Here is a 12,469-nt window from a genome sequence, read left to right on the forward strand (position 1 = left end):
GAAAATATGGACAAATATATTGAAATACACAAACCTGCAACAGAAAAAAACGAATATTTTCTAGTGTTGGATGAACATGATAATTTTGAAAATGATAAAATCTTGAATTTGTTATCAAAAATTAATAGATATATAGTTGATGTTGATACAAGCATGGAACAATTTATGAAAACAATGATGTCGAAATTTCATTTATATATTTTAGTGAATTGTGAAGGGATTCAAGAGGAGTTAACAAAGGTGCAAAATTACATTTTGGAAAAAGAATTAAAAGAGTTAAACTGGAAAAAGTCGATTGTGAAGAGCACAATTTTAATAAACCAGTATGATCCTGCAACTGATATTTTCGATGTGATCTCTCCTGTATGTATGGAAGGGAGCCTCATGTTCCTTTTCTCTGAAAAAGAAGCAAACGATAATGAGTTAGAGAGTATCATAAAACATATAAATTTTGATCGGACAAGAGTATATTTTAATAAAGAAACAATTGAACTGGCGGGGGAGATGGGGTATATAGTAGGGCATTTTGAAGATGAGTATTATTTAGTATCTTTACGTTCGGAAAAGCAAGTATTTGTTTGTTATGCGGAAGAACGTATTATGGATTAGAATGAAGCCGCAAAACATGAAGTTTCTATATTGAGAATGAAAATGCACCTGAATTTTTGGGTGCATTTTTTACAACCTTTATGTGTAGAATCAATGAGAGGGTTTTATTATTAGAAGAAAATGGTTTCAATGAAAAACAGTTAGGGTGTTATAGGGGAGAATAGATGAAATCAGTACTGTTTAATAAATTAAATTATATGTTACAGGTCGGGAAAAGTCGTATGTTTATACCGGATTTTAGTTCAAAAGAATATATCATTTTTGAGGATTTAGCTGGGCTTTTAGATTTAGAGACAAATCAAAGGCGATCTTACATACAGTTAGGTCAGGTAAAAGAGGGCTATACAAAAAGATCGTGGAACTATTAAATATACTAGTAAACAAGCTGTAGTCGTTTTAAATAAGAAGGGAAAAGTCGTAACGACATTTGCTAGAGGAACGAAATATACACGGAAAGGAAAAAAATAAGCGTGGGTAAATTTAATAGTGATGTGAAAGGGGTATTATTGCAAAGGATATTAAAGGAAAATTGGCCTGAGTTATTGTGGATTGCAAATTGTAAGGACTTTAGTCTATCAGAAATTGAAACAATACATGAGTTGAGAGATATATTAGCAGATGAATTAATTGAAAAAGGCTTTGATGAACAGGATAATATTAATGATTTTGGTAGGAATTTAGAGAAATTGATTGATGTATTTGGGGATTTACTTCCTTAATAGTTCGGGTGCATAATAAATTTGTAGGAGGAAGGGCCGATATCGGTTCTTCTTTCTTTTTGGATCTTAATCCAATGAATTCAATTTTAAATGAGATATTACCAAACGGAACAAGTAAATCATACACATATGATGGATTTGGAAACCGTACGAGTGTGAAAGTTGTAGAGAATGGAAAAGAAACAAAATCTATAGCGGCAACATTTAATGACGGAAATCAGCTTGTGAAATTCGGAAACGAATCGTTAACGTATGATGCGAATGGAAATCGTACGTCTGATGGAAAGTACAAGTATACATGGAATGAAAATGACCAAATTGTAGCGATTACAAAACAAGGTGAAAGCAATGCATTCGCAACGTATAAATATGATGAGGATAATCGTCGTATTGAAAAGAATGTCAATGGTCAAGTAACACGTTACTTCTATGATGGAGATAGTATCAATCCATTGTATGAAACAGATGGAAGTGGAACTGTACTTCGTCAATATGTATACTCAACAAGTGGCGCGCGTCTAGCGACGAAATCAAAAGGACAAACGTTATACTACCATTACAACCCTCGTGGTAATGTCGTTGCGATGACAGATCAAAATAGAGAAGTTGTAGCAACGTATGAATATGATTCGTGGGGTAACGTACTAAAGAGCGACGTAAAAGGTATCGCCGCAGACAATCCATTTGGATATGCGGGATACATGTATGATAAAGAAATTGGGATGTATTATCTGATTGCGCGTTATTATAATCCAGAGCATGGTGTGTTCTTATCGGTGGATCCAGATCCGGGTGATGAAGATGATCCGATTACCATGAATGGGTATACGTATGGTGATAATAATCCGGTGATGAAGATTGATCCAGATGGGCATGTCGCTTGGTGGATAGCTGGTGCGTTAGGTGGAGCTGCTTGGGATGTTGGTACTTACTTATGGAATAATCGGAAAAAAGGGTATTCTTGGAAAGGAGTAGGGAAATCAGCACTAAGAGGAGCGGTGGCAGGAGTTGCACTAGGTGGAGTTGGAAGAGTTGGCTATTTCGCAGCAAAATTAAAATATAGTATTCATGCGACAGAGCACTTAGCGAACCCAGCGCGTCAAATGTCTAAATCTGCTACAGTATTAGTTCGAAGTTTTGGTAGAAAGCATATAGATAAAAGAAATCCACATGACCGATTTGTGCAAACGTTAGGTAAAAAACATATTGTTGTATCAAAAACTAAAAAAAATAACATTATTAGTCTAGGGCATCGCTCGAAGAAGGATAAAAATTGGAAGAAGGTGGAATGGTGGAAATAAAAAAAGAAATTGAGTTGGTGTTTTTAGGGGATGAAAAAAAGATAACCATTGTATCATTTGGGTCTATGTATCCAAATGATGATGAGCTGTATTTACGTGATTTACAACTGAATTTCTTAGCTGTATCCTCGAATAATATTCATTATGAGTGTAAAGGGCCAATGTTTTTGAGGAGTGAAATAATTAAATTTGGGGAAGAACTAGAAGCATTACTACGAAAAGATATTAAGGAAGCTGTATTAAGTGCTGATGAAGAGGAAATAGAATTTAAAGTGAAGCTAAAAAAAAATCGATTTTTAGTATACTTTACTTTTGTTAAAAATGATTTGATTAATGAAAAATGGGAGTATGAAACATCATTCGGGATGGAAGTAAAAGTTGTAGAAGAGATGTGTTGTAAAATAAAAAAAATATATAGTTAATTAGGAGGTCATTGAAAAAGTCCACTTAAAAAGAAAAAGAAAAAGGAGTTCATCACCTACTATTTACAGGGGATGAACTCCTTTTTTCGAAATAATCACTTTTTTGGTGGAGGGTTTGATAAAATGATTTCTTATGTTATTTATTACAAAGGCTATGAATCTAATAAAAGGGTATAGTTATTAAAGACTGCTTGTATTTATTGATAGCAAGGAGGGGATGATAATGAAATTCCTAAAATATGAAGATGGACAAGTATTAAATATGTTATATAAACAAGGTATAGACTTTAATAAAACACACATAGTGGATTTCTTTATTGTAATTCCTGATCAAGACAATAGGGAAAAGTAATTGGCAGATTACAAGCATTGGATTTAAAGTGTGAATTAGTTTTAATGAAGAATTTGAAGATAGGGATTGCGCGTTATTATAATCCAGATCATGGTGTGTTCTTATCGGTGGATCCTGATCCAGGTGATGAAGATGATCCTGTGACGCAGAATGGGTATACTTATGGATGGAAATCATCTAGAAGTAACTCGAAAAAACAAATCGCAAATTTATCGCCGGGACAGCGCGTTCAAACGCAGCAAATACTAAAAAATGCAGTGAAGTCAGCGACTAAAGGAGCGTTATTCACTGGTAGTAAAGCTGTTGGAGGGATAGGGCTGATTCCGGACGCGGCGGTTTTTATAGATGGAGATTATAAGGGATATAAAAAAGGATATAAAGATTATAAGCCGAAAAAAACTAATTCTAAGAAAAGAAGAAGATAGATTAGTAAAATGGAGACGACACATACAATGATTGGTATATATAATGTTGTTTTTATTGTAGCATTATTGGTGATTATGTTAAAAAGGAAAAACTATCGAGCTACAATGGTGTTAGTAGTAAGTCTCATATATACAATTCTAGTAAGTTTTACTTCGTATATGTCGTTCTTGGGTTATACAATTAACGTGATAATTGTAATTTTTCTGGGGAGTAGTTTTATCTTGGCTGGTATTTTTGAAAAAGAAAAGTAAAGTCTATTCGGTGTATTTCAAACCCTAAACAAATAGTTTGATTTTGAGATACACTTTTTTATTTTAAATTACTTATTCTTCTATGACGGTAATAGAACCAATCCATGAGGAGAAGGGAGTTATGATAATGCAAGATAATGTACTGGAACAATTAATAAAGAGTCTCTCAGTATTATCCTCTGAAAAAGAACGTGAAATAGCAGCAGTTGATTTACATGATATATATGAGAGCACTGAAAGATTCGAACGATTGCTTGAAAATATTATAAACTCTCAGCAATCTAAAGAAGACTTAATAGATGCGCTAATTGAAGTGGAGATAGAATTAAATCACATCAATTGGCATTATAAAAGCTTGAAGAAAAAGTTGAAAATATTGATGAAAGATTAAAAAGCACAACCTTATTTTTTAAAAAATAAGGTTGTGCTTTTTTAATTTCCTTGTGGAGAAACAAGAGTAAATGTATCTTTCAAATCACTATCGTTTATTTTAATATTTGCCTTTTTTAATTCCTCTTGTAACAATTTTTTGCTGAATATAGGGTCAGCGATACGTTCTTCTTCTAAGTTTTTGCGAATAGATTTTTTTACTTCATCGTAAGGTTTTAAATCTTTTTTATCAGTTAATTTAATAACGTGATAACCGTTTGATGATTTTACGGGGTTGCTAATTTGTCCAACATTTAGTTTGTAGGCAGCCGTTTCAAATTCAGGAGCCATTGTACCTGAATTGAAGTATCCAAGGTCTCCGCCTTTATCTTTTGATAGTAGATCTTGTGATTCTTGTTTTGCTAATTCTTCAAATGAAGCACCAGCATCTAGTTTACTCTTTATTTCTTTCGCTTCATTTTCGTCACTTACTAAAATGTGACTCGCTTTAATTTCTGGCTTATAGTGGTCTTTTACGTCTTTCTCTGTAATGCTTTTCTTAATCGCTTCATTCATAGCAAGTTTGAACTTAATTTGATTTTTGAAATCCTCTTCATCTTTTAAACCATTATTTTCTAATACTTTTTTGAATTGATCTCCATATTGTTTTTTTACTTTTTCTACTTCTTTATTTACCTCTTCATCAGATACTTTATATTTTTTTGTGATGACGTCTTGTGCCATCATTTCGTATAGCATGTCTTTTCCGTAACGATCTTTCAACTGTTTTTCGAAGTCGTCCTTCGTAACGGTTGAGTCTGTTGCTGTGGCGACTGTAGCTGATTCGTTTTTTTGTCCGCAAGCAGATAGCATCAATATACTTATTAGTGCAGTAATAATGAAAATTTGTTTCCCTCTCATGCCAACACCTCATCCGAATATGTTATCGCTATTGTAGAATATAGAAGTGAACATGAAGTGAATTTTTAATGTTTTTTCCTGTGAAATGTAAAAAAAGTACATCAACATAATTGCTGATGTACGGTGGAATCAAAGGTGATCGGTCTTTTTAGAGTATGCACGTTTACCTTGCTCTATATTTTTTTGTTCTTGCTCATTTTTTTGTGCGCGTTTTGCATTATTATCGCGTGCTTTTTTGTCGTTATCACTCGTATGTGGCATATGTATCAACTCCATTCCTAAACGTTGTACGTTTATCATTTCCTTTTTCGTAAAGACTATGTATAGCGGTGCATTTATGAAGGGTAAAGGTGGATTCGAAATGGATTTGAAGTTGAATTATACTGAACTTATAAAGAAGTTAATCGTTGTAATCATCGCAGGTTTATTAAACGCGATTGGGATGAATTTATTTTTAACACCAGCAAAAGTGTATGCGAGCGGCTTTGCTGGATTGTCTCAATTATTATCACAAATATTAGGTGATTTTTTATCGATTCACATATCTACGGGAGTATTGTTTAGCTTATTTAATATTCCTGTCGTTATTTTAGCGTGGAAAAAGGTTGGAAAGGCCTTCACCTTTTTTAGTTTTCTTTGTGTTATATTTATGACTCTGTTTCTAGAAATCATCCCTGTTAGAGCGGTTTCGAATGATATTATATTAAATGCGATTTTTGGCGGGATTATTTCGGCAATTGGAGTAGGGATTGCTTTAAAGTGGGGTGCTTCTACAGGTGGATTAGATATTATCGCCATGATTTTATCAAAAATAAAAGATAAGCCTGTCGGTACATACTTTTTCTTTTTTAATGCAATTATCATTATCGCTGCTGGCTATGTATATGGATGGGAAAAAGCGTTATATACGTTAGTGACTTTATATGTATCAACGAGAATTATTGATGCAATTCATACTCGTCATGTAAAGATTACAGCATTAATTGTTACGAAGAATGGGGCGGACGTAAGAAAGGCGATTCACTCGCGATTAGTAAGAGGAATTACAACGATACCAGCAACAGGTGCTTATACGAATGAAAATAAAGAAATGTTAATGATGGTTATTACCCGTTACGAGTTATACGAATTGGAGAGGATTATTAAACAAGTGGACCCAGGTGCATTTACAAATATACTGCAAACAGTTGGGGTGTTCGGATTGTTTCGGAAAGATTAAAGAGGACCAAAGTTGGTCCTCTTTTTTAATGTACATTCGTAATGTTTTGCAATTGCTCTTGCATTTCACGGAGCTGAACTTTTTCAGCAGTTGAAGAGTTTGCGTAAGCGGATTGCAAAGCATTTTTTGCTCTATATACGAGATCTCGTTGCTCAGTACCGCTTGAACAAGATACGGCATTTTCAACAGCATCTCTAGCTTGTTGGAATAGTAAGTTCCCCATTTAAACCCCTCCAAAAGAAGAGTTACTTCTTGCCTTTTCTGCCTCAGCTAATGTACCTCTGTACGGGAATCTTGCATCATGCTTCATAACAGCATCGGCTCCTTGTTGGATAAAACGTTTTGATTTGTTCTTTTTACCCATTCGAAAAACCCCCTTTATTTAGCTGAAAACAATCGACGCGATGTCTTATGCGCCTACTTATAGTATGGGCATTTGGCAGGAAACTATAAGTAGGGAATTTTTAGATTACAACCCAAGAACCTCTTCTAAATATAAAGCAATACCATCTTCTTCGTTCGTTAACGTAGTATGGTTTGCGAGTGATTTTAATTCAGGGATGGCATTACCCATTGCGATGCCGTGACCAGCAAATTCAATCATTTCAAAATCATTATCTTCGTCACCGAAAGCGATAATTCGCTCTTGTGGAATGTTGTAATGACTAGAAATTTTTTGTAATCCGACCGCTTTATTTAATCCGCTTTTTACAATTTCAATAATCGGCCAAGGTGCACCCCATTTTCTATGGTCGATTACTTCCGCATGCATATCAGTTAAATGTTGACGAATTGCAGTAGAATGCTCGTCATGTGCGTCAATTAATAAGCAAGTTGGATGGTCATTTAAAATATTTAATAAGTCTCCTGTAAAAATCTTAGGAGAACCGAATTCGAAAATGTGTTTTTTATCTTCATCAATTTCACGAACATACACATCATCCATAACTTCAGCGTATATATTTTTTACGCCGAAATCAAAACAAGCTCGTACAATTTCTTGCGCTGTTGCTAGCTCAAGAGGAGAGTGATGTATACCCCAGTTTGAATCAAGAGGATGGTGCACGTACGCACCGTTAAAGTTTACGATAGGTGTATTCAGACCTAGTTCTTTATAGTAATCATAACTAGCGCGGAATGGACGTCCTGTTGAAATAACGACAACGTGTCCTTGTTCCTTTGCTTTTGCAATTGTATGTTTCGTTCGAGTGGAAATTATTTTGTTGTCTGTTAATAAAGTGCCGTCTAAGTCTAATGCGATTAAATGTTGTTTGTTCATAATTTCACCTCTTATAATAATTTTTTTGTTTCTATCTGTATTTCCGTTTTTAATATGCAGAAATAAGAGGTTAGACTGGGTGAGACCACCATAGATGGAGGTTTCACTATATATCCATCTTACGTCGCGAAGTACTATGGTGTCTACTATTTCTCGTTGGAAATTAAGAAAAGTCAACATCTTTTTAGAAAGTTCAAATAATGTTTCTTTCATTATGTACAAAATGTGAAAAGGGTTACATTGCTCGTATGATGAGGCATATAATGAACATGTAATCTTCTCGTATATGTTTGACTCTCCTTTGAAACTAGCCTAGAGTAGGTTGGTTTCTTTTTTTCTACAGATAGGAAAGGAATTCCTTCCTAAGCTTGTGTCATTCATGTATATGTACAAGAATGAGATGTAGTACTTGTTTCCTAAACATGACAGAAAACCTTTCTTTTAAAATGGATATACTAATGAGGCAAGACGTCATGGAAGGAGAATGAAGATGGGACAAAATCGCAGGTTTCGTTCTGGACAAAAAGCGCCAAATGATGGCATTTACGTAGAAATTGGTGAAACGGGAAGTATGGTAAAAAATCCGCAAATGGTACAATTAACTGCCGGTGAAAAGTTTCCAGATAACACGAATCATAACCGCCAGTGGACATATAAAAGAAAACCGTAACAGAAGCCGCAATCTTTATTGCGGCTTTTTTGTTGTTACATAATGTAGTTTCATTTATCGTACTTTTTTTAATAGCATAATGAATGCTCCTTTTTTCTTTTTCCAATAATAAGTTTGAAAATGCATAGGCGAATTTATTGTATAAAAAAGTCAGTTGGCGTATAATTAAATCAAAGGTCAAAGAAAGTCAAACGTTTGGAGGGCTGTAAAGATGGACTTAAATCAAATGACAACAAAAACACAAGAGGCGATTATGAGTGCCCAATCTTTAGCGGTATCTCATCATCATCAAGAAGTAGATACTGTTCATCTCTTGTTTACATTATTAGAAGAGCAAGATGGGTTAGCAGTGCGTATTTTTCAAAAAATGAATGTCGATATAGAAGCGTTAAAGCAAGGCGCCGAAAGTTTAATTAAGAAAAAGCCTTCTGTAACGGGAAGCGGTGCAGAAGTAGGCAAATTATATATAACAGGTGCTCTGCAACAACTATTTGTAAGAGCAGGAAAAGAAGCAGAGAAATTGCAAGATGACTACATTTCAGTGGAACATGTATTGCTTGCTTTTTCTGAAGAAAAAGGCGATATCAATCAATTATTTACAAGATTTCATATTACGAAAGATAACTTATTACAGTCTTTAATGACAGTTCGGGGGAATCAAAGAGTGACTAGTCAAAATCCAGAAGCAACTTATGAAGCGTTAGAAAAATATGGCCGTGATTTAGTGGCAGAAGTGAGAGCAGGGAAAATTGATCCTGTTATTGGCCGGGATAGTGAAATTCGACGTGTCATTCGCATTCTTTCACGTAAAACGAAAAACAACCCTGTTTTAATTGGTGAGCCAGGTGTTGGTAAAACAGCAATCGTTGAAGGGTTAGCGCAGCGTATTGTGAAAAAAGATGTACCTGAAGGGCTAAAAGATAGAACGATCTTCGCGTTAGATATGAGTGCGCTCGTAGCTGGTGCGAAATTCCGTGGTGAGTTCGAAGAGCGTCTGCAAGCTGTATTAAATGAAATTAAAAAGAGTGAAGGGCGTATTTTATTATTTATTGATGAACTTCATACAATCGTTGGCGCCGGTAAAACAGAAGGTGCGATGGATGCAGGGAATATGTTAAAACCGATGCTTGCTCGCGGTGAACTACACTGTATTGGGGCGACGACATTAGATGAATATCGTAAATATATTGAGAAAGACCCGGCGTTAGAAAGACGTTTCCAACAAGTATTAGCAGAAGAACCAACTGTTGAAGATACAATTTCCATTTTACGTGGTTTAAAAGAGCGTTTTGAAATTTATCATGGTGTAAATATTCATGACCGCGCGATTGTAGCAGCATCAGTTTTATCAGATCGATATATTTCGGACCGTTTCTTACCAGATAAAGCAATTGATCTTGTCGATGAAGCGTGTGCAACAATTCGTACAGAAATCGATTCTATGCCGACAGAATTAGATGAAGTAACGCGTCGTATTATGCAGTTAGAAATTGAGGAAGCAGCTCTTGGAAAAGAAACAGATCGTGGTAGCCAAGAACGTCTTAAAACGTTGCAACGTGAACTATCAGATTTAAAAGAAGTTGCAAGTGGTATGAGAGCGAAATGGGAGAAAGAAAAAGAAGACATTCACAAAGTTCGTGACTTACGTGAACATTTAGAACGTCTGCGCCGTGAATTAGAAGAAGCAGAAGGTAATTACGATTTAAATAAAGCAGCCGAACTTCGTCACGGGAAAATTCCAGCAATTGAAAAAGAGTTAAAAGAAGCGGAAGAAATGGGCGCGCATAATAAACAAGAAAATCGTTTATTACGTGAGGAAGTAAGTGAAGAAGAAATTGCAGATATTGTTTCACGCTGGACTGGTATTCCTGTTGCTAAACTCGTTGAAGGTGAACGCGAGAAATTACTACGCTTAGAGCAAATCTTATCAGAGCGTGTCATCGGACAAGAGGAAGCAGTAAGCTTAGTATCAGACGCGGTTCTTCGTGCTCGCGCCGGTATTAAAGATCCGAACCGCCCGATTGGTTCCTTCATTTTCTTAGGCCCTACGGGTGTTGGTAAAACAGAACTTGCAAAAACGTTAGCGCAGTCTTTATTCGATAGTGAAGAGCAAATGATTCGTATTGATATGTCTGAGTATATGGAGAAACACGCAGTGTCACGCTTAATTGGTGCACCTCCTGGATATGTAGGATATGAAGAAGGCGGTCAATTAACAGAAGCGGTAAGACGTAAACCATATTCCGTTATTTTATTAGATGAAATTGAAAAAGCACATCCAGAAGTATTCAACATTTTATTACAAATGTTAGATGATGGACGCATTACAGATTCGCAAGGACGTACAGTGGACTTTAAAAACACAGTTATTATTATGACTTCAAATATTGGATCTGCTCATTTACTAGATGGATTAGAAGAAGATGGCTCGATTAAAGAGGAATCAAGAGACCTTGTAATGGGGCAATTAAGAGGACATTTCCGCCCTGAATTTTTAAACCGTGTTGATGAAATTATTTTATTTAAACCTCTTACAACGAATGAAATTAAAGGTATTGTTGATAAAATTGTAAAAGAATTACAAGGGCGTTTAGCTGACCGTCACATTACAGTAGAATTAACAGACGCAGCAAAAGAATTTGTTGTAGAAGCTGGCTTTGATCCGATGTATGGAGCTCGTCCATTAAAACGATACGTACAACGTCAAGTGGAAACGAAATTAGCGCGAGAATTAATTGCAGGAACAATTACTGACAATAGTCACGTAGTTGTCGATGTAGAAAATAACGAATTAGTTGTTCATGTGAAATAAAAATAAAAAAGAGTTCGGATAAAATCCGGACTCTTTTTTTAGTGTTGTTCTACTGGCTCGTTTGGAATTGCAGCTGAAATCGCTAGTACTAATACAGCAAGAACAACTGAGAAAATAGACGCTTGGTTAAAGTCGTATGTACCGCCAGTCATAGAGCCGATTACATAGCTCATCATATGTACAAGTAAGAACGACCAAATTAATGCCCACATGAAACGCATATTTTACACCTCTATTCGTTCAATCTGTCCTTATTGTAACACAATTGAAAAAAGAATATAGAAAAATATTTGTAGATTTTTCAACGCAAATTTGCATTCCGTTCATACATTATAAAAGAGTGGTTTTATATGTTTAGAAAATAAGGCGGGGGAAAAATGAGTATTACGGAACGTTTTTTTTACTTAGAAAAAGAACCATGTGTCATTTATTTACCGGAGAAGCCAAATGGATTTTCGGTTATGCTCCTCGGTGATTACAACTACTTTATTGAGAATGGTACAAGTTTATGGACACAGCATGCGGGAAGATCTTATTTTTTACATGGCCTTATTGAGGAAGGCTACACAGTCTTTTCTTCTAATTTATACGGAAGGCACTGGGGAAACGACCAATCTGTTCGTCTAGCAAAACGTTTATATGATGTTGTTTTGAGAAAAGAGACGTTAAATGCGAAAATGCACATAATGGCAGATGGTATGGGTGCGCTTGTAGCACTTGAAATGATGAACAAATACCCTGAATGTATTCGTTCTGTCATTATGTTGAATCCATGTTTAGATTTACCAGAATATGTGGAATTTGAGAAAGAGCATAAGTTTTTTTACAAAAGATTAGTGAAGGAATTAAGTTTGGCGTATGATGCCAAAGAAGAAGAGTTAGATTTAAAAATAAATAAGAAATCATTTACGCTTCTGCCATCTTGTGTACCTGTCAAAGTTTTCGTATCAACACAAGAAAAAAGAGGAAGAAAACAACAGTTGCGTAAATATGAGAAAATGAGGCAATTAAATCAATGCGATACTTCTGTCTTGTTCCATCTGCAAGATGTGAAATATAAAATGGTTAGGCAAACGACTGATTTCTTTAAAAAATATGAAGAAGAATTGTGAAGCTCCC

Annotated in this window: 15 protein-coding genes and 3 pseudogenes; 12 read left to right on the forward strand and 6 right to left on the reverse strand. The window is 35.2% G+C overall.

From position 1 onward, the window contains the following. Positions 1-6 precede the first annotated feature (6 nt). The 8 genes and pseudogenes from ASE54_RS17980 to ASE54_RS18015 all read left to right on the forward strand — a co-directional run bounded on the left by ASE54_RS17980 (position 7) and on the right by ASE54_RS18015 (position 4,471). On the forward strand, positions 7-609 hold the full coding sequence (locus tag ASE54_RS17980) for a hypothetical protein (protein WP_000362166.1): 603 nt from the start codon (positions 7-9) through the stop codon (positions 607-609). 301 nt (positions 610-910) lie between these two features. Continuing rightward, positions 911-1,077, forward strand: a pseudogene (locus tag ASE54_RS37600) (RHS repeat-associated core domain-containing protein); the annotation flags it as partial. Between the two features lie 2 nt (positions 1,078-1,079). Then, positions 1,080-1,328, forward strand: a complete 249-nt coding sequence (locus ASE54_RS17990) for a hypothetical protein (RefSeq protein WP_000514486.1) — start codon at positions 1,080-1,082, stop codon at positions 1,326-1,328. A gap of 5 nt (positions 1,329-1,333) precedes the next feature. Next, positions 1,334-2,629, forward strand: a pseudogene (locus ASE54_RS17995) (RHS repeat-associated core domain-containing protein); the annotation flags it as partial. Continuing rightward, entirely contained in the window at positions 2,617-3,051 is a 435-nt protein-coding gene (locus ASE54_RS18000; protein ID WP_225987758.1) for a hypothetical protein, read from the forward strand. The pseudogene ASE54_RS17995 and the gene ASE54_RS18000, both read left to right, overlap by 13 nt. Before the next feature lie 223 nt (positions 3,052-3,274). Further along, positions 3,275-3,464: pseudogene (locus ASE54_RS35855) on the forward strand (ribonuclease E inhibitor RraB); the annotation flags it as partial. Then, positions 3,448-3,828: a hypothetical protein gene (locus ASE54_RS34710; RefSeq protein ID WP_002162888.1), complete on the forward strand. Its 381-nt coding sequence runs from the start codon at positions 3,448-3,450 to the stop codon at positions 3,826-3,828. The pseudogene ASE54_RS35855 and the gene ASE54_RS34710, both read left to right, overlap by 17 nt. Before the next feature lie 379 nt (positions 3,829-4,207). Next, a complete protein-coding gene (locus ASE54_RS18015; protein WP_003260911.1) occupies positions 4,208-4,471 on the forward strand; it encodes a hypothetical protein in 264 nt (87 codons plus the stop codon). A 41-nt stretch (positions 4,472-4,512) separates the two neighbouring features. On the opposite strand, the gene prsA is transcribed toward ASE54_RS18015, so the two are convergent. Both prsA and ASE54_RS34715 read right to left on the reverse strand, forming a co-directional pair. Then, entirely contained in the window at positions 4,513-5,370 is an 858-nt protein-coding gene (prsA, locus tag ASE54_RS18020; protein WP_001214385.1) for a peptidylprolyl isomerase PrsA, read from the reverse strand. Between the two features lie 129 nt (positions 5,371-5,499). Continuing rightward, on the reverse strand, positions 5,500-5,631 hold the full coding sequence (locus ASE54_RS34715) for a DUF3941 domain-containing protein (protein ID WP_001120845.1): 132 nt from the start codon (positions 5,629-5,631) through the stop codon (positions 5,500-5,502). A 100-nt stretch (positions 5,632-5,731) separates the two neighbouring features. Here ASE54_RS34715 and ASE54_RS18025 point away from each other — a divergent pair, with 100 nt between their 5' ends. Then, a complete protein-coding gene (locus ASE54_RS18025; RefSeq protein WP_000364431.1) occupies positions 5,732-6,589 on the forward strand; it encodes a YitT family protein in 858 nt (285 codons plus the stop codon). A gap of 25 nt (positions 6,590-6,614) precedes the next feature. On the opposite strand, the gene ASE54_RS18030 is transcribed toward ASE54_RS18025, so the two are convergent. The 3 genes from ASE54_RS18030 to ASE54_RS18040 form a co-directional block, all read right to left on the reverse strand. After that, complete coding sequence (locus tag ASE54_RS18030) at positions 6,615-6,812, reverse strand: DUF3813 domain-containing protein (RefSeq protein ID WP_000527409.1); 198 nt, start codon at positions 6,810-6,812, stop codon at positions 6,615-6,617. Beyond that, a complete protein-coding gene (locus ASE54_RS18035) occupies positions 6,813-6,953 on the reverse strand; it encodes a hypothetical protein (RefSeq protein ID WP_000516816.1) in 141 nt (46 codons plus the stop codon). 105 nt (positions 6,954-7,058) lie between these two features. After that, the gene (locus tag ASE54_RS18040; RefSeq protein WP_001041241.1) at positions 7,059-7,868 is read right to left on the reverse strand and encodes a Cof-type HAD-IIB family hydrolase; all 810 of its coding nucleotides are present in this window, start codon (positions 7,866-7,868) and stop codon (positions 7,059-7,061) included. A gap of 490 nt (positions 7,869-8,358) precedes the next feature. On the opposite strand from ASE54_RS18040, the gene ASE54_RS18045 reads away from it, so the two are divergent. Next, positions 8,359-8,538 carry a YjzC family protein gene (locus tag ASE54_RS18045; RefSeq protein ID WP_000531422.1) on the forward strand — a complete coding sequence of 60 codons (180 nt, stop codon included), beginning with the start codon at positions 8,359-8,361 and terminating at the stop codon, positions 8,536-8,538. 211 nt (positions 8,539-8,749) lie between these two features. After that, positions 8,750-11,350, forward strand: a complete 2,601-nt coding sequence (gene clpB / locus ASE54_RS18050) for an ATP-dependent chaperone ClpB (RefSeq protein ID WP_000365378.1) — start codon at positions 8,750-8,752, stop codon at positions 11,348-11,350. 38 nt (positions 11,351-11,388) lie between these two features. Here the strand turns inward: clpB and ASE54_RS18055 are convergent, their stop codons facing one another. Beyond that, on the reverse strand, positions 11,389-11,571 hold the full coding sequence (locus ASE54_RS18055; RefSeq protein ID WP_001211948.1) for a YjzD family protein: 183 nt from the start codon (positions 11,569-11,571) through the stop codon (positions 11,389-11,391). A gap of 156 nt (positions 11,572-11,727) precedes the next feature. Here ASE54_RS18055 and ASE54_RS18060 point away from each other — a divergent pair, with 156 nt between their 5' ends. Further along, a complete protein-coding gene (locus tag ASE54_RS18060) occupies positions 11,728-12,462 on the forward strand; it encodes a hypothetical protein (protein WP_000028706.1) in 735 nt (244 codons plus the stop codon). The last annotated feature ends 7 nt before the right edge of the window (positions 12,463-12,469 follow it).

The organism is Bacillus sp. Root131, assembly GCF_001429475.1.
Taxonomy (GTDB): domain Bacteria; phylum Bacillota; class Bacilli; order Bacillales; family Bacillaceae_G; genus Bacillus_A; species Bacillus_A thuringiensis_S.